An 18,762-nucleotide genomic window follows, 5' to 3' on the forward strand; every position below is an offset into this window, starting at 1 on the left:
GAAAGCAGGGACCCATAGCCACCGAAGCCGCTTGTTGCGCGACGATGGATCGACGAGTCCCATTCACAATATCCGCCGCGGAGTATGGGTCACGGCTTTCGCAGGGACGACGGCGGTGCCTGGGCCCCTACGCCGCGCGGCGCCGCTCGCGCAGCGCGTCGCCGAAGGCCTCGAACAGCGCGCGATTGATCGGGTTGCGCTGCGGATCGTATTCGGCGTGCCATTGCACGCCCAGCGCAAAGCCGGCTGCATCCGCGATGCGGATCGCCTCGATGGTGCCGTCCTCGGCGATGCCCTCGATCACGACGCGTCTGCCGGGCTCGAGGATGCCCTGGCCGTGCAGCGAATTGACGCGAATGGTCTCGCGGCCAAGGATTTTCGCGAACGCGCCCCCCGGCGTCAACGCGACGTCGTGACGGTCGGCGAACACCACGGTGGGATCAGGATGGATCTCGCCGTTCTCCAGCCGCGGCATCCGATGATTCATGCGGCCCGGAATCTCGCGGATCTCCGGATGCAGCGAGCCGCCGAACGCGACATTCATCTCCTGCAGACCGCGGCAGATGCCGAAGATCGGCACGCCGCGCGCGACGCAGGCCTCCGACAGCGCCAGCGCGACATCGTCGCGGTGGATGTCATAGGGCTCGTGCGCGGCGCAGGGTTCGGTGTTGAAGCGGGTCGGATGAACGTTGGCGCGGGCTCCGGTCAGCACGACGCCGTCGACCACGTCGAGTAAGGCGCCGACCTCGGTGATTTCGGGGCTGCCTGCGAACATCAGGGGCACGGCGCCCGACACCTCGGCAACCGCGCGAAGGTTGCGCTCTCCGACCATCTGGACAGTGAAACGATTTTCGATGCGATGGGCGTTTCCGATCACGCCGACCACGGGCCGTCTCATTATTGAAGTCTCGCGCAATGATTCTTCTAAGTTTGCGACGTTGCTGAGACGATCATGCCTTCGAGTTCCCCAGGGATCAACTGCCTAGTTCTGCACAGGGGGGCTTGCAGTCCTGCACAGATTAGCTCCCCGGAGGCTCCCAATCCGGCCGGGCGCCCTCCGGTCACGCCGGCCCGGCGGCGCGTCAGCGGCAAACCGGCACGGTCCGGCCGCTTGATCCCGGCGGGATTTTCGCCAAAGACTGCTCGGAGACCGTCGCGAAGGGGGGAATCACCCGTGACAGACCCGGCTGACAATCGCCTGCAGGCCCGCAACGACATGGCGTGGGCGATCGCCGTCGGCGGCATCGGCATCGTGCTGTTTGCCGCCCTGCTGCTGTTCGCCTGGCAATTCGCGGCGACCCTGTTCCTGTTGTTCTCGGGCATGCTGCTCGGCGTCGGCCTGAACGCAATGACCACCCTGCTCGGCCGGCTGACCGGGCTGCCGCACGCATTGCGGCTTGCCATCGTCTGCCTGGCGCTGGCGGGGCTATTGTCCGGGATCGTGTTCCTCGGCGGCACCACCATCGCGCAGCAGGCGACGGTCTTGAGCAACACGATCAAATCGCAGCTCGGCAGCGTCAAGGACTTCCTCGAGCAGCATGGTGTCGACACCAGCTATCTCGATTTCACCAATGCCGCCGGCGAGGCCAAGGGCGAAGGCACCGCCGTGACGACCACGACAACGACGACGCCCGCGACGTCGCAGTCACACGGCATTCCCGGCGCCAGCGCGCTGGCCTCGAGCGGCGGCGCCATCATCGGCCAGACGCTGAAGGTGCTGCTCGGCACCGTCAGCGTCGTCGGCAATTTCTTCATCGTGCTGTTCCTCGGGCTCGCCTTCGCAGCCCAGCCGAGCATCTACCGCGCCGGATTGTTGTTCATCGCGCCGGCCAAATGGCGCCCGCAGGCGACCATCATCGTCGACCGCATCGGCGAGACGCTGGAGCGCTGGCTGATCGCACAGATCATCACCATGGCCGCAGTGTTCCTCGTGACCTGGATCGGCCTTGCCATTATCGGCATTCCGAGCTCGTTCATCCTCGGCATCCAGGCCGGCCTGCTCGCCTTCATCCCGACGGTCGGCGCGATCCTCGGCGGACTGATCGTGGTGCTGGCGAGCCTCGCGACGGGATGGATCGCGGCGCTTTCGGCCTTCATCCTGTTCCTCGGCGTCCACGCGCTCGAGAGCTACGTGCTGACCCCGATCATCCAGCGCCAGGCGCTCGACATCCCGCCGGCGACGCTGTTCGCGTTCCAGATCCTGCTCGGCGTCGTGTTCGGCATCTGGGGGCTCGCGCTGGCGCTGCCGCTGATGGCGATCGCCAAGGTGATGATCGATCACTTCAAGGCAGAGGACCAGGCGCCCGCGAAGGCAGCCTGATCTCGCCCCGGGATGACGATGATGGACTGCGCATGCATGCTCCATCCCCGTCATTGCGAGCGAAGCGAAGCAATCCATCGCGCGGCATACGCGGAAGCATGGATGCTTCGTCGCGACCGCTCCTCGCAATGACGACGGTGGCTCAGGCGAACAGCAAGACCGTCCCCAGGACCATCAGCATCACGCCGGCCAGCATCACGACCGGCCATCGGCTCTTCGGCTGCTCGTATCGCCCTTGCGCGCGCCGTTCGGCGATCAGCGCGGTCTCGTACTCATCGGAATCCGAGAACAGGCAGGCGAAGCCGCTGCGCGCCGAAACCGCGTCGGCTTCGAGCGACATCAGGGCTGATTGCGGATTGCGGGTGCGGATCGACTCCATGCCCGAAAGCATGGGATCGAATGGTTAACCAGTCGTTACCGCGCTCATGCGCCCGCGTTCACCGGCTTTTGCCGCGCCGATGCCGGCAGGCCCGCGGTCTTGCGCCGCCAATTCTCCAGCGAGAGCGGTAATTCCTCTGCCGCCTCGACGCGGTTGCGACCGCCGCGCTTGGCCTGGTAGAGCGCGGTGTCGGCCGCGGCCAGCAGCACCTCGAGTTCGGTCCCCGCGGGTCCGCCGGCGACGCCGATGCTGACCGTGGTGTCGACCGCGCCTTCCTCGCAGGTGATGTTGCTGTTCTCGAACGCCTCACGCACGCGCTCGGCGACCAGCACGCCCTCCTCCAGCGAGCACGGCAGCAGCGCCGCGAATTCCTCGCCGCCGATCCGGCCCGACAGATCGCTGATCCTTAGATTGTTGACCACCACGGCTGAGAACAGTTTCAGGATCTCGTCGCCTGCCGGATGACCGAAACGGTCATTGATCGACTTGAAGTGATCGATGTCGAAGATCATCACCGTGACCGGCCGGCCGCCATCGGCTTCGCGTTCGATCACGCGCGCGCAGGCTTCGGAGAAGCCGCGGCGGTTGAGCATGCCGCTCAGGGGATCGATCGAGGCAGCGGTCTTGTGCACGGCCACCGCGCGGTCCGACACCATCATGAAGATCACGAACACCGTGCCGATCGCGTACAGCACGAGCTCGATCGAGAACAGCGTGACCCAAAAGCTGCTGACGAAGTTCTGGCCGTTCAGCCGCATGAGGTCGCCGACCAGGATCGGGAGCATCAGGACACAGCCATGGGCGACCGGGATGGCAATCGCAATCCAGCGCCGTTGCATCGCACGGCGGCGCTCGCTCCAGAGCTCGGATGCAGTCAGCGCGGCGTAGATCGCGACGATCCCGGCGCCGATCGTCAAGCGCATCGCCGGATCCGTCACCGTCGTCATGGCGCCAATCCACGCGATCGGGCCAAGCACGAGGCCCGGCAGGTTCGCCTTGCGGCCATGGAAAATCCGCGCGGCATTCCAGACCATGCCGCAGGCAGCGAAGCCGATCGCATTGAGGCCCAGCATGACCATGGGATCGAGCGTCGAGCTGCCGACCGTCCAGAGCGCGACCGAGGCGGCACCGAGCAGATAGGCGGTGCCCCACCATTTCAGCGCGGGAATTTTCTCCTGCCTGCCAAACAACCAGAGCATGGCGCCGAGCATGCCCGCGACCATGGTGGCGAACAGATAAAGCGTCGATGGATCGAACGACATAAGTCACCCCAGCCCGGTGTGATGCAACGTTCGCAGGCGCAATTAATACGGTGATGCAGCGCCAGTGCGAGACCGCACGCTAGAAGGCTCGAGTTCCAATTTCGTTTGCACGCACACGCAAGTTTTCATGAAAAACTGCGCTAATTCGCGCCGAAGCAGGCACCATTGGGCGCAGCAAAAAGGGCGCCTCGCGGCGCCCTCTGCAACTCGATGCACGCGGCAATTGCCGCGAATTTTAGAACTCGAATTAGCGCTTCGAGAACTGGAAGGACTTGCGGGCCTTGGCCTTGCCGTACTTCTTACGCTCGACCGCGCGGCTGTCGCGGGTCAGGAAGCCGCCCTTCTTGAGGACGCCGCGCAGCTCGGGCTCGAAGTTGGTCAGCGCCTTCGAGATGCCGTGACGAACCGCGCCGGCCTGGCCGGAGAGACCGCCGCCGGCGACGGTGCAGATCACGTCATACTGGCCGTTACGGGCGGCCGCGACCAGCGGCTGCTGGATCATCATGCGCAGCACCGGACGGGCGAAGTAGACTTCGAACTCGCGGGTGTTGACCGAGATCTTGCCGGAGCCCGGCTTGACCCAGACGCGGGCGACCGCGTCCTTGCGCTTGCCGGTGGCGTAGGCGCGGTTGTACTTGTCGACCTTCTTGACGTACTTCGGCGCGTCGGGCGCGGCCGGCTTGACCTGCGAGAGCTGGTCGAGGGACTGCAACGTATCGGACATTATGCGGCCCTCGTGTTCTTGCGGTTCAGGGAGGCGATATCGACCTTCTCGGGGCTCTGGGCTTCATGCGGATGCTCGGCACCCGGATAGACGCGCAGATTGCCCATCTGCATGCGGCCGAGCGGACCGCGCGGGATCATGCGCTCGATCGCCTTCTCGACGACGCGCTCGGGGAAGCGACCCTCGAGGATCTGCTTCGCGGTGCGCTCCTTGATGCCACCGATGAAGCCGGTGTGCTTGTAGTAGGTCTTCTGGTCGCGCTTGCGGCCGGTCAGCACCACATGCGCGGCGTTGACGATGATGACGTTGTCGCCGCAATCGACATGCGGGGTGTAGGTGGGCAGGTGTTTGCCGCGCAGGCGCATCGCGACGAGGGTGGCGAGACGACCGACCACCAGACCCTTGGCGTCGATCACGACCCACTTCTTCGTCACTTCGGCGGGCTTGGCCGAGAACGTGCTCATGTGTGAAATCCGTGAAAAAGAAATCGGCGCCGTATGCGCCGAACTGGCGGCTTTCTAGAGAAGCCGCGGTCTCGCGTCAACGTCGACGCACCGGAATTACATCAGCAAAAACAGCAGCTTGCAAATATGGTGCAATAATACCGTAAAAAAGCCTATTGATTTGGAATGGAATAGGTCGCTGTGACATGGGCGATCGGGTCCGGAGAGGTGCCGGACAAGAGGTTCACCTCGCCGACCGCAAGCCGCTTGCCGAGCTTGAGCAGTTTTGCCACCGCGAGCACGTCCTGGCCCGGCTGGCCCTTGCGCAGGAAGTTGATGTTGAGGTTGGTGGTGACGGCAAGGCCGATCGGCCCGATCGCCGACAGCAGCACCACGTACATTGCGAAATCCGCCAAACCCATCAGGGTCGGTCCCGACACCGTGCCGCCCGGCCGCAGCATGCGCTCGCTGAAAGCCTGGCGCAGCAAGGCCGTCTCGCCATCGGCACTTTCGATCCTTATGTCGTCGTAGGTGAACGCCTGCGGAAATTCCCTGCGCAGGAACTCCTCCAGTTCAGCTACGCTCATTTTCGCAATCGCCATGCGGTCCCTGCCCTCGCTTCAGCCTGCCTGTTACATTAAATTGTCACAGACACGATAGAGGAATTTCGTCATGTCCGCCCAGGCCGCCCGCGCGGAAGCGCCGCAACATCAGCCGATCCTGCTGCGCGAGAGCATTGGCAGTATCGCGCTACTGACGCTCAATCGCCCCGCGGCGCGCAACAGCCTTTCCGAAGGGCTGATCGGCGAGCTGCACGCTGCGCTGAACGATATCAGCGGTGACAAGAGCATCCGTGCCGTCGTGCTCGCCGCCAACGGCCCGGCGTTCTCCGCCGGCCACGACCTCAAGGAGCTCACCGCGCGCCGCACCGACGCCGACCGCGGCCGCGCCTATTTCGCGCAGATCATGAATGCCTGCAGCGCGATGATGCAGGCGATCGTGCATTTACCGAAGCCAGTCGTGGCATCCGTCCAGGGCATCGCGACCGCAGCCGGCTGCCAGCTCGTCGCAAGCTGCGACCTCGCAGTCGCCTCCGAGGCCGCGGCATTTGCGACGCCGGGCGTCGACATCGGGTTGTTCTGCTCGACGCCGATGGTGGCGCTGTCGCGTAACGTGCCGCGCAAGCAGGCGATGGAAATGCTGCTGACCGGAGAACCGGTCTCCGCGGCAACGGCGCAGAGCATTGGTCTCGTCAACCGCGTGGTATCAGCAGGCACCGAGCGCGACGCCGCGATCGCGCTGGCCGAGAAGGTCGCGCTGAAATCGGCCTACACCGTCAAGCTCGGCAAGGAGGCGTTCTATCGCCAGGCCGAGATGAACCTCGCCGACGCCTATCGCTTCGCCGCCGAGGTGATGACCGAGAACATGATGGCGCGCGACGCCGAGGAAGGCATCGGCGCCTTCATCGAGAAGCGCGATCCGAAGTGGCAGGATAGATGACTTCCGTCATTACGAGCGAAGCGAAGCAATCCATCGCGCCACAAGGAAGTATGGATTGCTTCGTCGCAGAGTTTATTATCGGGCCGGCCGAAGGCGGCCCCGTTGGCTCCTCGCAATGACGCAACTGAAATAGATGAGCAATGAACCACGACGCCTACGACGACAACTACATCCGCAGCATCCTGAACAACGTCAAATCGATCGCGATGGTCGGCGCCTCGCCGGTCAACGTGCGGCCGAGCTATTTCGCCTTCAAATATCTGGCGCAGCGCGGCTACGACATGATCCCGGTCAATCCCGGCCATGTCGGCAAGGAGCTAATGGGCAAGCCGTTCGTCGCCTCGCTCGCGGACATCGATCGCCCGATCGACATGATCGACATCTTCCGCAATTCGAGCCACATCATGCCCGTCGTCGAGGAGGCACTAAAATTGTCGCCGCCACCAAAGGTGATCTGGATGCAGCTTGGCGCACGCGACGATGCCGCGGCCGAGAAGGCGGAAGCGGCGGGCCTCAAGGTGGTGATGAATCGCTGCCCCAAGATCGAGTATGGCCGGCTGTCGTCGGAAATCTCCTGGATGGGCGTCAACTCGCGCACCCTGAGCTCCAAGCGCGCGCCGATCCCGACCCAGGGCATGCGGCTGTCGCTGAATCGCACGAGCTTTAGCGGTGGCCAGACTGCGGCATCCGACCGCGCTGCGAAAAACAAAACCGAAACGACCTGACGTTTCGGCGGAATAATCGTCGCGATCATCCGGTACAGCGCAGCATGCCCGTTTCAAACCGTGGCGTGCGCGCCAACGCGGCTTGACGGCGGGCGTTACCGCCATCAGCATGCCGCGCATTTCGACCAGGCCACAACAGGATCCAAAGAATGACCGATCGCCTTCCGGGATTTTCCACCCTCGCCGTGCACGCCGGCGCACAGCCTGATCCCACCACCGGCGCGCGGGCGACGCCGATCTACCAGACCACCTCATTCGTCTTCAACGATGCCGACCACGCGGCTTCGCTGTTCGGCCTGCAGGCGTTCGGCAATATCTATACCCGCATCGGCAACCCGACCAACGCCGTGCTCGAGGAACGCGTCGCAGCGCTCGAGGGCGGCACCGCGGCGCTCGCTGTCGCCTCCGGCCACGCGGCGCAGCTCGTCGTGCTGCAGCAGCTCCTGAAGCCCGGCGACGAGATCATTGCGGCACGCAAGCTCTATGGCGGCTCGATCAACCAGTTCACCCACGCCTTCAAGGCGTTCGGCTGGAACGTGGCCTGGGCCGATCCCGACGAGATCGAAAGTTTCGAGCGTGCAGTGACGCCGCACACCAAGGCTATCTTCATCGAGTCGATCGCCAATCCCGCCGGCAGCATCACCGACATCGAGGCGATCGCCGCCGTTGCGCGCAAGGCCGGCGTGCCGCTGATCGTCGACAACACGCTGGCCTCGCCCTACCTGATCAAGCCGATCGACCACGGTGCCGACATCGTCGTGCACTCCCTGACCAAGTTCCTCGGCGGTCACGGCAACTCGCTCGGCGGCATCATCGTCGACGCCGGCACCTTCGACTGGTCGAAGGACAACAAATATCCGATGCTGAGCGAGCCGCGCCCCGAATATCACGGCATCCGGATCCAGGAGACGTTCGGCAATTTCGCCTTTGCGATCGCCTGCCGCGTGCTCGGCTTGCGCGACCTCGGTCCCGCGCTGTCGCCGTTCAACGCCTTCATGATCCTCACCGGCATCGAAACGCTGCCACTGCGCATGCAGAAGCACTGCGACAATGCCAAGGCGGTGGCGGAATTCCTCTCCACCCATTCGGCCGTGTCCGCGGTGAACTATGCCGGCCTGCCCGGCGATCGGTACAACGCCCTGCAGCGCAAATATGCGCCGAAGGGCGCCGGCGCGGTGTTCACCTTCAGCCTCAAGGGCGGCTATGACGCCGGCGTCAACCTGGTGTCGAACCTGAAGCTGTTCTCGCATCTCGCCAACGTCGGCGACACCCGCTCGCTGGTGATCCACCCAGCCTCCACCACCCACAGCCAGCTCGACGACGCCGCCAAGGTGAAGTCGGGCGCGGCGCCCGAGGTGGTGCGGCTCTCGATCGGCATCGAGGACAAGGAAGACCTGATCGCCGACCTCGACCAGGCCCTGCGCGCCTGATCCGGCATTGTTCCGGAGCGGTGCGCCTGCATCGCTCCGGAATTTTTTGCGGGGAATGGCGGGTCTCGCGTTAACGCTTAATTCCGACAGGCCTCTCGTTAACGTTCAATCCGGCTTAAAGTGGCAGTGATAGGCTCCGGATGATTCGGGAGACCATTGATGCTGCGCTGGATATTGCCGCTTGCGATCGCTCTGTCTGCGATGTCGCCTGCTGATGCTGCCGACGGCCCCGTCCCTCCGAAGAGCGCGACCGTGAAGGCTGCGCGCCAGCTCCCCGCCGGCCTGCCGCGCCGGCACTACACCTACCGCACGTCAATCACAGCGCCGACCTATGTGCGACGCGGCCGCCAGCTCGTGGTCGTCGAGCCCACGGTGATCCCGCTGAATTCAGAGCCGTACATCGTGTTCCCGCCCGGCGAACCGCTTCTGCCCGGATCGGCGGCGCTGCCGGGCTATTACGGCGACCACCGCTCTTACAGCTATCTAGGCCCCTATTACGGCGGCGCCTACGTGACCTATTGGGACCGCCTGCCCTACGCCTGCGGCGTCTACGGCTACTGCTAGCCCAGGACGATCGCGTGGCCAAATCGCCGCAGAAATCCAGCGCACCGGCTTCGGGCAATGCCGTCACCGCCGACCTCGTCGCGGTGCTGGTCGCCGTCACCGACGGCACACCCAAGATCATGACCATCGCCGGCGGCTCCGCGCTGCCGAGCGGCCCGTTCGAGTTTACCCACCGCTCGCTGCAGACCGCGCTGCGGGCCTGGGTCGAGGCGCAGACGGGGCATCCACTCGGCTATGTCGAGCAGCTCTACACCTTTGCCGATCGCGGCCGGTCCGGCGATGCCAAGTCGCCGCACAGCGTCTCGATCAGCTATCTCGGCCTGACCCGCGAAGACCGGGTCGGCGAAGGCTTTGAGGCACACTGGTCCGGCTGGTACGACTATTTTCCCTGGGAAGACCATCGCGCCGGTGCACCTGCTTGCCTCGCCAAGATCATCGCGCCGAAGCTGAAAGCATGGGCGAAGGCCGCGCCGTCGCCAACCTTGCAGCGCGAGCGCTGGCAACGCTGCGCCATCACCTTCGGCCTCGACGATCGCGACTGGAACGAGGAACTGGTGTTGCAGCGCTATGAGCTGCTCTGGGAGGCGTCGCTGATCCCGGAGGCCAACCACTCGCGCGGCCGCGAAGCATCGGTCGTGCCGGGCAAGCCGATGACGGCGGATCACCGCCGCATCCTGGCGACCGGGATCGCGCGGTTGCGCGCCAAGATCAAATACCGTCCGGTGGTATTCGAGCTGATGCCGGCCGAGTTCACCCTGCTGCAACTGCAACGCAGTGTTGAGGCGCTCGCAGGCCGGCTGGTCCACAAGCAGAACTTCCGCCGGCTCATCGAGCAACAGGAACTCGTTGAAGAGACTGGCGCAATGGCCGCCGATACCGTCGGACGGCCGGCCAAGCTGTTCCGCTTCCGCCATGCCGTATTGGCCGAACGGGCCGTCGCCGGCACCAAGCTTCCGCTTTCGCGCACTTGACACGCCTTATGCTCAGGATAAGTATAAGCCATCTTATGCTCACGGAGAGTATAAATGGCCTTGCTCGATACCGATCTGCTCACCCGCACCGCGCCGCTCTATGAGCGCGTCAAACGCGTCATCCCGCCATTCGAATGGGCGACCTTCGCCGAGGACGTCGACGCGATCCTGGAGCTGAAGCGCCGCCGCAATGCGGTGGTGCTCGCGCACAACTACCAGACGCCGGAGATCTTCCACGGCGTTGCCGACATCGTCGGCGACAGCCTCCTGCTCGCACGCGAAGCGACCAAGGTCGACGCCGACGTCATCGTGCTCGCTGGCGTCCACTTCATGGCCGAGACGGCGAAGCTGCTGAACCCAGCCAAGACCGTGCTGATCCCCGATCTCAAGGCCGGCTGCTCGCTGGCGGATTCCATCACGGCCGAGGACGTGCGGCTGATGCGCGCGCGCTATCCGGACGCGCCGGTCGTCGCCTACGTCAACACCTCGACCGCGGTGAAGGCGGAGTCCGACATCTGCTGCACCTCGGGCAATGCGCTCAAGGTGGTGGAGTCACTCGACGCCGAGCGCGTCATCATGCTGCCGGATGAATATCTGGCGCAGAACATCGCCAAGCAAAGCAGCAAGAAGATCATCGCCTGGAAGGGCCATTGCGAGGTGCACGAGCTGTTCACCGCCGATGACGTGCGCCAGCTGCGCGAGAATTATCCAGATGTCACCGTCCTGGCGCATCCGGAATGCCCGCCCGATGTCGTCGCCGAAGCTGACTTCGCGGGTTCGACCGCCGCGATGCAGATGTTCGTCGAGACCAAGCGTCCGCCGCGCGTCGTGCTGCTGACGGAATGCTCGATGAGCGACAACATCGCGGCGCGAAACCCCGATGTCGACTTCGTCCGCCCCTGCAATCTCTGCCCGCACATGAAGCGGATCACGCTGAAGAACATCCGCCACGCGCTGGAGACCAACCAGCACGAGGTCACGATCGATCCCGCGATCGCCGAGCGCGCGCGCCGGAGCGTTGAAAGGATGCTGGCGATATGAGCATCGATCTCTCCGATCTCCACGGCCGCCCTGTGATCATCGGCGGCGGCGCCGCGGGGCTGATGACCGCACTTCAACTCGCGCCCGAGCCGGTCGTGCTGCTTTCGAAGTCGCCGCTCGGCGCCGAAGCCTCCAGCATGTGGGCGCAGGGCGGCCTCGCCGCGCCGGTTGGCGCCGATGACAGCCCTGCCCTGCATCTCGCCGATACGCTTGCGGCCGGCGCCGGCCTCTGCGATGCAGCGGCAGCATCCCGGATCGTGTACGCGGCGCCCGACGCCGTGGAGCATCTCGCCGAACTCGGCGTCGCCTTCGACCGCCGCGCCGATGGCAGCTGGCGCCTCGGGCTCGAGGCCGCGCATGGCCGCAACCGCATCGTGCACGCCACCGGCGACGGCACCGGCCGCGAGATCATGCGCGCGCTGATCGCCGCGGTCCGGCAGACGCCGTCGATCGCCTTGCTGGAAGGCGTCGAGGCGCGCCGGCTGCTGGTCGTGGACAATGCGGTCAGGGGCGTGCTCGCGGCGAGCGACCGCGGCGCGCTGACGATCGCGACCAACCGCGTCGTGATCGCGACCGGCGGCATCGGCGGGCTGTTCGCTGACAGCACCAATCCGGGCGGCTGTTTCGGCCAGGGGCTCGCGCTCGCGGTCCATGCCGGCGCGAAACTGTCAGACATCGAATTCGTCCAGTTTCATCCGACCGCCTTCGACGGGCCGTCGCGACCGATGCCGCTATTAACCGAGGCGATCCGCGGCGACGGCGCAACGCTGATCGACGAGACCGGGCAGCGCTTCATGGTCGACCAGCCAGGGGCCGAGCTCGCGCCACGCGACATCGTGGCGCGCGCCGTCTGGCGCCACCGTGCTGCGGGACATCGCACCTTCCTCGATGCGCGCAAGCATCCGGGCGCGGATTTCGCGCAGCGCTATCCGGTGATCTCTGCGTTCTGCAAGATGGCGGGCATCGATCCCGCCCATGATCCGATCCCGATCCGGCCGGCGGTTCACTACCACATGGGCGGCATCGCGGTTGACGGCTTTGGCCGCAGTACGGTGCAGGGCATGTGGGCCTGCGGCGAGGTCGCTCGAACCGGCTTGCACGGCGCCAACCGGCTCGCCAGCAACTCGCTGATGGAAGCGATCGTCTGCGCGCGCTGGGTCGCCGAGAGCATCGAAAGCGTCAGCGCCGGCCCACGCGCCATGCTGCGCGACGAGACGATGCCGCCGGCCTCCGATCCCTCCGCTGTGCGGCCGATCCTCAGCCAGGGGCTCGGCGTGCTGCGCGACCGCGACGGCATCGCACGCGCAATCCGGAGCCTCTACCCACTCGCGCGCAACTACGGTGCAGCGTCCGACCCGGCGCTGGTCGGATTGATGATCGCGGTCGCGGCAATCAGGCGCGAAGAAAGCCGCGGCGGTCATTTCCGCACGGATTTCCCGCACACCGCTCTATCGGCAGCGCCGTCTTCCCTCACCCGTGCAGGGGCGCTCGCCGCCGCGCGCGACATCGTTGAATCCGAGCTTTCAGCCAGGAGTGCCCTGTCATGACCCTCAATCCCCTATTGCCGCTGTTGTACGAGCCGATCGTGCAGACCGCCCTGCGCGAAGACCTCGGCCGCGCCGGCGACATCACGGCGGACGCGATCGTACCGGCCAGCCAGCAGGCCCGGCTGGTGATGCGGGCGCGGCAGCCCGGCGTGATCGCCGGGCTCGACGTCGCGCGGTCAGCCTTCCAGACGGTGTCGCCTTCCGTCACGTTGCGCGCCGAACGGCCCGACGGCAGCGCGGTCGAGCCCGACCAGGTGATCGCGATCATCGACGGCCCGGCCCGCAGCCTGCTCACCGCGGAGCGCACCGCGCTGAATTTCCTCTGCCATCTGAGCGGCGTCGCCACCGCGACCGCCACGCTGGTCAAGGCCGTCGCGGGCACGCGCGCGCAGATCGTCTGCACCCGCAAGACCACGCCCGGACTACGGGCACTGGAGAAATATGCGGTGCGCGCCGGCGGCGGCGGCAATCACCGCTTCGGCCTCGACGACGCCGTGCTGATCAAGGACAACCACATCGCGCTCGCCGGCGGCATCCGCACCGCGATCGAGCGCGCCAAGGCCAATACCGGACATCTCGTGAAAATCGAGGTCGAGGTCGACACGCTGTCGCAGCTCGAGGAAGCGCTGGCGCTCGGCGTCGACGCGGTGCTGCTCGACAACATGACAACGGAGCAGCTCGGCCAGGCGGTTCAAATGGCGCGCGGCAAGGCGATCACCGAAGCCTCCGGCCGCATCACGGCTGCGACCGCCGCGGCGATTGCCGCCACCGGCGTCGATCTGATCTCGGTCGGCTGGGTGACCCACAGCTCGGCCGCGCTCGATATCGGGCTCGACTATCTGTCCTGATCGATCAACCGGTCGATACATCAACCGGGCTGGCCGGCCGGAACGAGGTTCGGCTTGCCCTGTTCGATGCGGCGCGCCGCGAAGCGTTCGGCCTGCAGCACCGCGAGCGTCAGCACGACGATCGCGACCGCCTGGTGCGTCAGCGCCAGATCGATCGGCACCTGATGCAGCAGCGTCAGGATGCCGAGCGTCGCCTGCAGAGTGATCGCCGCAACCAGCCACCAGGCACCCGCTATCACACCGCCCGCCGCGCGCGAACGCACGGCATCGACCGCATGCGCGATCGCCAGCGCAAACAGCAGATAGGCGGTCATGCGATGCTCGAACTGCACCGTCAGCGTGTTGTCGAACAGATTGCGCCACCACGGCGTCTCGAACCAGAGCCGGTCGGCCGACGGGATCAAGCCACCGTCGATCTCGGGCCAGGTGTTGTAGACCCTGCCCGCGCGCAGGCCCGCGACCAGCGCGCCGAAATAGAGCTGCACGAAGGTGAGCACGAGCAGCACCGCGCTCGTGATCTTCAGCCTGAGCGGTGCGATCACCATTGGGCGGTCGGTCAGGCGCCGCAGCGTCCAGACGATCGCCGCGAAGATCAGCAGCGCCAGCACCAGATGCGTCGCCAGCCGATATTGCGACACCTCGACCCGTTCCGAGAGGCCGGACGCCACCATCCACCAGCCGACGCCGCCCTGCAGTGCGCCGAGGCCGAAGATCACCCAGAGCCGGCGGCCAAGCTCTCCGCTCACCGCGCCGCGCCACAGGAAGTAAAGGAACGGCAGCAGATAGGCGGCGCCGATCACGCGGCCGAGCAGCCGGTGGCTCCACTCCCACCAGAAGATCGTCTTGAACTCGGCGAGCGTCATCCCGGCGTTGAGCTCACGATATTGCGGAATCTTCTGGTAGCCCTCGAAGGCCTGGGTCCACTGTGACTCGGTCAGTGGCGGCAGCGCGCCGGTCATCGGCTTCCATTCGACGATCGACAGGCCGGATTCAGTCAGCCGCGTGGCCCCGCCGACCAGCACCATCAGCGCGATCAGGCCGGCGACCGCGATCAGCCATACCCTGACGGCGCGGAGCTGCGATGTCTTTGCGGAAATACCGGCCATTTCGCCCTGACTTGATTGGATTTTCGAGCCCCTTATAGTCCGGCGCGCCCGCGGCGCAAGCGCCGCTGAGATCACGAGTTACACCTATAAGCCATGGCCATACGCACCCGCAAACTGCTCGGAACCATCTTCCTGCTCATCCTGGTTGTGGTGTGGTCGCTGCTCGGCATGACGATTGCCCAAACGCCGTGGCTTGCCAATTCCGGCCTGCTGCAGGCGATCTTCTACGTCGTCGCCGGCCTCGGCTGGGTGCTGCCGGCGATGCCGATCGTGTCCTGGATGTCGCGCCCCGATCGCGCCTAGAGCGCGCCCTGCTCCCGCGCGCTCAGCGTCGGCCGCACCGGTGCGAACATCACGCCCGACAGCAGCACCCGCATGATCCGCAGCGAGCGCACGCGGCCGTCCCACGCGATTCGCGGCAGCGCATAGAGGTTGGTGCGCCCCTGTGCCTCGACAATGCCGGAGATGGTCGACACCGCGCTGGCAAAACCGGCCTCCTCCGCCATCACGACATGCGGACGGGCGAACGCGTCGCGGTCCCCGAAGGGATAGGCGAAATGCCTGACCGGCCGCCGCAGCGCGCTCTCGGCCACCGCCTTTCCCATCGCCATCTCGCGCTGCGCGTCGGCATCCCTGAGGGTCGAAAGGACGGAGTAGTTCACCGTGGCGCTGCCGAACGTCACGTTCGGATCCGCGGCAAGCTTCGCCAGATCCTGCCAGTCGAGCGACGCGCTGCGTGACAAGTGCGCAGCGTCGGCCGAATAGCGCCGCGCGAGATCGTTCACCGCATAGGACAGATCGGGCGGCGACAGCTTGCGCAGCCAGCCGGACAGAAAATCGAACAGCTCGTATTTGTCCGACAGGGCCGAGACCACGAAATGCCGCTCCCTGCCATCGATGACAAGGCTGATGCGGCCCTCGCGGGCAATGATGTCCTCGAGCACCAGCCACCACGCCGCGCCCACGCCGTCGGGAAAAGCGGTCGGCAGATAGAGCGTGAACGGGACGCCATGCCTGGCGAGCACGGGATAGGCATGCGTGACGATGTCCTTGCTGGCACCGTCGAAGCTCAGGCAGGCAAAGCGGCGGCGCTCCGGCATGGTCACTGCGCGGCGGCAGGCCTCGTCGATCCCGACGATGTCGTACTTCCAGCGCTTCAGCCCGCAGATCGTGCGATCGAGGAACGCCGGCGTGATCTCCTGGGATTTCAGCGGTTGGAACCGGCCACGTTGGGCGGGACGGACGCGCGCGAAGCGCAGGATCACCCCGGCGCCGCCGGCCTCGCGTTCCCGCAACCTGAAGGCACCACTGAAATAGGCGAGCTCGGCCCGAGCCCGCCGCAAAATCCGATTGTCCGGCGCCAAGATCCCGCTACCCGTCCTTGCCCGTCCGGCGGTTCCCACACGCCGCCAAGCATATCCCGAGGGCATTGTTATTACTCTTTGTTGACATTTCCCTGCGAAGGTCGGCCGCAGCCGAGACCTGTAAATTAATACCTTAAAAAATTTAGGCTCCGAGATGACCATGGCGGCGGCAATTGAAGGCCAGACGGCTGGCGCGCGAACATGGCCGAACGCAATCCGCGTCGCCGGCGTCGACATCTTTCACGATCTCACTGCGGCCGAGGCGACCTGGCGCAGTCTCGAGACCCCGCAACACAGCTACACGCCCTATCAGCGCTTCGACTTCCTAGCCTCCTGGCAACGCCAGGTCGGCGAGCGGGAAGGCCTGCGGCCCTTCATCGTCGTGGCCCATGACAGCGAACGCCGTCCGTTGCTGCTGCTGCCGCTCGCCGTCGAGCAGCGCCTGGGCGCCAATTGCGCAAGCTTCATGGGCGGCAAGCACGCGACCTTCAACATGGCGCTGTACGACCGCGACTTCGCCGCCAACGCGACCGAAGCCGACATCACGGCCCTGATCGGCTCGATCGCCGAGCGGTCCCGCGTCGACGCGCTCATGCTGTGTCAACAGCCGCTGCGCTGGCAGGACCAGCCCAATCCGATGGTGTTGCTGCCGCATCAGGCTTCGGTGAATGACTGCCCGCTGCTGGTCATCGAGCCCGGCGCGGCACCGGCGTCGCTCGTCAGCAATTCGTTCCGCCGCCGCCTCAAGGGCAAGGAGCGCAAGCTGCAGGCGCTGCCGGGCTACCGCTATCATGTCGCTGATAACAGCGCCGACGTCTGCCGCCTGCTCGACTGGTTCTTCCGCGTCAAGCCGCAGCGCATGGCCGAGCAGAAGCTGCCCAACGTGTTCGCCGAGCCGGGCATCGAGCAGTTCATCCGCACCGCCTGCCTCGCGCCGCGCGCCGACGGCAAGGGCTATGCGATCGACATCCACGCGCTGGAGTGCGACGAGGAAGTGATCGCGATCTTCGCCGGCGTATCCGACGGTCATCGCTTCTCGATGATGTTCAACACCTACACAATATCGGCCAATTCCAAGTTCAGCCCCGGCCTGATCCTGATGCGCGACATCATCGATCGCCATGCCGGCCTGAACTATCGCGCCCTCGACCTCGGCATCGGCTCGGACGAGTACAAGCGGCTGTTCTGCAAGGACGACGAAACGATCGTCGACAGCTTCATCCCGCTCAGCCTGCGCGGCAAGCCGGCGGCTACTGCGCTTTCGGCCATCAGCCGCGCCAAGCGCGCCGTGAAGCAAAATCCCGCGCTGTTCGAGATCGCGCAGAACCTGCGCAGCATGTTCCGCTGAGCGGGCGACACTACGCCGGCGAGCCATCCGGCGCCGGCCGGCCGCTCGCGACGCCAAGCCGCATCATCGCATCGAACACCAGCGTCGCGGCAGGCGACAAGGCCCGCTTGCGCAGCTTGATCAGCCCGTAGCTCTCGAGCATCAGCTGGTCGCGGATGCGAAGCATCTTGAAGCGCTGCGGATCGAGCAGATCGAAGATCAAGAGCGGCACCGGCACGATCGCATCGATGCCCGCCGCAATTCCGATCGACGCGAAGAACGACTCGGTGTTGATGATGCGCTGGGGCGGCGCAATGCCCCGGCTGTAGAACAGCCGCTCCAGCCCCTGGCGCATGAAGGATTCCCGCGGCTGGATGATCCACTGCAGGTCGACCGTGTCTTCGAGATTGACGCTGTCGAGACCGGCCAGCGGATGCTCGGCGCGAACCAGCAAGCCGGCCTGCTCGGCGCCGATCTCGTGATAGTCGAACTGTCCGGAATCGACGCCGGCCGGAATTCGCGCAACGACGAAGTCGAGCTCAAGCGCCAGAAGACGCGCAACGAGCGGCGGACTGGTGCTGACGTCGAGCGAAATGTTCACCCGGTGCAGTTTCTCGCCAAGGTACTGCATGACGTCGACGACAAGGTCGATGCTGGGCTTGGCGACCGTCCCGACCGACACGGTGCCGAGCTCGCCGGACCGGTAACCGGCGAACTCATTGGTGACCCGGTCAAGATCCGCGAGCACGCTCCGGCCGCCACGGATCAGAATCGAACCATAGGCGGTCGGCTCGACGCCGCGCGCCGTCCGTTCGAACAGCGGCACCCGCGCCACCGCCTCGATCTCGGCCAGCATCTTCGATGCCGCCGACTGGGTAATATTCAGCTGCTCGGCGGCGAGCTGCAGCTTGCGCTCGCTGTCGAGCGCCACCAGCAGGCGCAACTGGCGCAGTTTCAGGTTATTGATCACGGCCCGCTACCATCCTGCCCGGCCAGAGCCTGTTCCGTTCCGACCAATCGGAACGGGGCTCCAGATACTGTTTTGACGCGTTTTTCTTAAGCGAACCGGTTTCCGCTTCGCTGAAAAACGCTCTGGGTTCCCGCGCTTATACCGCGGTGCATCATGACAGTTTCGCCGTGGCTCCATTCCCAAATGCCATTAGTCACGCGGCCGTTGATTACACAACAATGAATGCAAGGATTGCAAGGCG

20 protein-coding genes are annotated in these 18,762 nt (G+C 65.4%); 11 read left to right on the plus strand and 9 right to left on the minus strand.

Annotated elements, in window-relative coordinates; genetic code table 11:
- Window positions 1-127: 127 nt before the first annotated feature.
- Window positions 128-898, minus strand: coding sequence for a gamma-glutamyl-gamma-aminobutyrate hydrolase family protein (locus AKN84_RS21040; RefSeq protein ID WP_050422546.1), 771 nt, complete (start codon window positions 896-898; stop codon window positions 128-130).
- A gap of 276 nt (window positions 899-1,174) precedes the next feature.
- Between AKN84_RS21040 and AKN84_RS21045 the strand changes: the two genes are divergently transcribed.
- A complete protein-coding gene (locus tag AKN84_RS21045) occupies window positions 1,175-2,320 on the plus strand; it encodes an AI-2E family transporter (RefSeq protein WP_050422547.1) in 1,146 nt (381 codons plus the stop codon).
- 142 nt (window positions 2,321-2,462) lie between these two features.
- On the opposite strand, the gene AKN84_RS21050 is transcribed toward AKN84_RS21045, so the two are convergent.
- The 5 genes from AKN84_RS21050 to AKN84_RS21070 form a co-directional block, all read right to left on the minus strand.
- A complete protein-coding gene (locus AKN84_RS21050) occupies window positions 2,463-2,699 on the minus strand; it encodes a hypothetical protein (RefSeq protein WP_050422548.1) in 237 nt (78 codons plus the stop codon).
- A 44-nt stretch (window positions 2,700-2,743) separates the two neighbouring features.
- On the minus strand, window positions 2,744-3,961 hold the full coding sequence (locus tag AKN84_RS21055) for a GGDEF domain-containing protein (protein WP_050422549.1): 1,218 nt from the start codon (window positions 3,959-3,961) through the stop codon (window positions 2,744-2,746).
- Window positions 3,962-4,208: 247 nt separating this feature from the next.
- Entirely contained in the window at window positions 4,209-4,685 is a 477-nt protein-coding gene (gene rpsI / locus AKN84_RS21060; RefSeq protein ID WP_050422550.1) for a 30S ribosomal protein S9, read from the minus strand.
- Window positions 4,685-5,149 (minus strand): 50S ribosomal protein L13, encoded by a 465-nt coding sequence (gene rplM, locus AKN84_RS21065; RefSeq protein ID WP_021079117.1) that lies wholly within the window; start codon window positions 5,147-5,149, stop codon window positions 4,685-4,687. The genes rpsI and rplM overlap by 1 nt, the downstream gene beginning before the upstream one ends.
- A 152-nt stretch (window positions 5,150-5,301) precedes the next feature.
- Window positions 5,302-5,730 carry a PaaI family thioesterase gene (locus AKN84_RS21070; RefSeq protein ID WP_050422551.1) on the minus strand — a complete coding sequence of 143 codons (429 nt, stop codon included), beginning with the start codon at window positions 5,728-5,730 and terminating at the stop codon, window positions 5,302-5,304.
- 70 nt (window positions 5,731-5,800) lie between these two features.
- Between AKN84_RS21070 and AKN84_RS21075 the strand changes: the two genes are divergently transcribed.
- The 8 genes from AKN84_RS21075 to nadC all read left to right on the plus strand — a co-directional run bounded on the left by AKN84_RS21075 (window position 5,801) and on the right by nadC (window position 13,754).
- Complete coding sequence (locus tag AKN84_RS21075; protein ID WP_050422552.1) at window positions 5,801-6,628, plus strand: enoyl-CoA hydratase; 828 nt, start codon at window positions 5,801-5,803, stop codon at window positions 6,626-6,628.
- Window positions 6,629-6,768: 140 nt separating this feature from the next.
- Window positions 6,769-7,353: a CoA-binding protein gene (locus AKN84_RS21080; RefSeq protein ID WP_050422553.1), complete on the plus strand. Its 585-nt coding sequence runs from the start codon at window positions 6,769-6,771 to the stop codon at window positions 7,351-7,353.
- A gap of 149 nt (window positions 7,354-7,502) precedes the next feature.
- Window positions 7,503-8,783, plus strand: coding sequence for an O-acetylhomoserine aminocarboxypropyltransferase (locus AKN84_RS21085; protein WP_050422554.1), 1,281 nt, complete (start codon window positions 7,503-7,505; stop codon window positions 8,781-8,783).
- A 159-nt stretch (window positions 8,784-8,942) separates the two neighbouring features.
- Window positions 8,943-9,347 (plus strand): hypothetical protein, encoded by a 405-nt coding sequence (locus tag AKN84_RS21090; protein ID WP_050422555.1) that lies wholly within the window; start codon window positions 8,943-8,945, stop codon window positions 9,345-9,347.
- Between the two features lie 14 nt (window positions 9,348-9,361).
- The gene (locus AKN84_RS21095) at window positions 9,362-10,318 is read left to right on the plus strand and encodes an NUDIX hydrolase (RefSeq protein WP_050422556.1); all 957 of its coding nucleotides are present in this window, start codon (window positions 9,362-9,364) and stop codon (window positions 10,316-10,318) included.
- Between the two features lie 54 nt (window positions 10,319-10,372).
- Entirely contained in the window at window positions 10,373-11,359 is a 987-nt protein-coding gene (gene nadA / locus AKN84_RS21100; protein ID WP_050422557.1) for a quinolinate synthase NadA, read from the plus strand.
- Window positions 11,356-12,906, plus strand: a complete 1,551-nt coding sequence (locus AKN84_RS21105; protein WP_050422558.1) for an L-aspartate oxidase — start codon at window positions 11,356-11,358, stop codon at window positions 12,904-12,906. The genes nadA and AKN84_RS21105 overlap by 4 nt, the downstream gene beginning before the upstream one ends.
- Window positions 12,903-13,754, plus strand: coding sequence for a carboxylating nicotinate-nucleotide diphosphorylase (gene nadC / locus AKN84_RS21110; protein ID WP_050422559.1), 852 nt, complete (start codon window positions 12,903-12,905; stop codon window positions 13,752-13,754). The genes AKN84_RS21105 and nadC overlap by 4 nt, the downstream gene beginning before the upstream one ends.
- Window positions 13,755-13,774: 20 nt before the next feature.
- Here nadC and AKN84_RS21115 read toward each other — a convergent pair whose 3' ends face one another.
- Window positions 13,775-14,860, minus strand: a complete 1,086-nt coding sequence (locus AKN84_RS21115; RefSeq protein ID WP_050422560.1) for a COX15/CtaA family protein — start codon at window positions 14,858-14,860, stop codon at window positions 13,775-13,777.
- A 93-nt stretch (window positions 14,861-14,953) separates the two neighbouring features.
- On the opposite strand from AKN84_RS21115, the gene AKN84_RS21120 reads away from it, so the two are divergent.
- Window positions 14,954-15,163 carry a DUF2842 domain-containing protein gene (locus AKN84_RS21120; RefSeq protein ID WP_050422561.1) on the plus strand — a complete coding sequence of 70 codons (210 nt, stop codon included), beginning with the start codon at window positions 14,954-14,956 and terminating at the stop codon, window positions 15,161-15,163.
- Here AKN84_RS21120 and AKN84_RS21125 read toward each other — a convergent pair.
- Window positions 15,160-16,224: a polysaccharide deacetylase family protein gene (locus AKN84_RS21125; protein WP_050422562.1), complete on the minus strand. Its 1,065-nt coding sequence runs from the start codon at window positions 16,222-16,224 to the stop codon at window positions 15,160-15,162. The genes AKN84_RS21120 and AKN84_RS21125 overlap by 4 nt on opposite strands.
- A 154-nt stretch (window positions 16,225-16,378) precedes the next feature.
- On the opposite strand from AKN84_RS21125, the gene AKN84_RS21130 reads away from it, so the two are divergent.
- Complete coding sequence (locus AKN84_RS21130; protein WP_050422563.1) at window positions 16,379-17,572, plus strand: GNAT family N-acetyltransferase; 1,194 nt, start codon at window positions 16,379-16,381, stop codon at window positions 17,570-17,572.
- A gap of 10 nt (window positions 17,573-17,582) precedes the next feature.
- On the opposite strand, the gene AKN84_RS21135 is transcribed toward AKN84_RS21130, so the two are convergent.
- Window positions 17,583-18,521, minus strand: coding sequence for a LysR family transcriptional regulator (locus AKN84_RS21135; RefSeq protein WP_050422564.1), 939 nt, complete (start codon window positions 18,519-18,521; stop codon window positions 17,583-17,585).
- Window positions 18,522-18,762 lie beyond the last annotated feature (241 nt).

The sequence above is a fragment of the Bradyrhizobium tropiciagri genome, from assembly GCF_001189845.1.
Taxonomy (GTDB): domain Bacteria; phylum Pseudomonadota; class Alphaproteobacteria; order Rhizobiales; family Xanthobacteraceae; genus Bradyrhizobium; species Bradyrhizobium tropiciagri.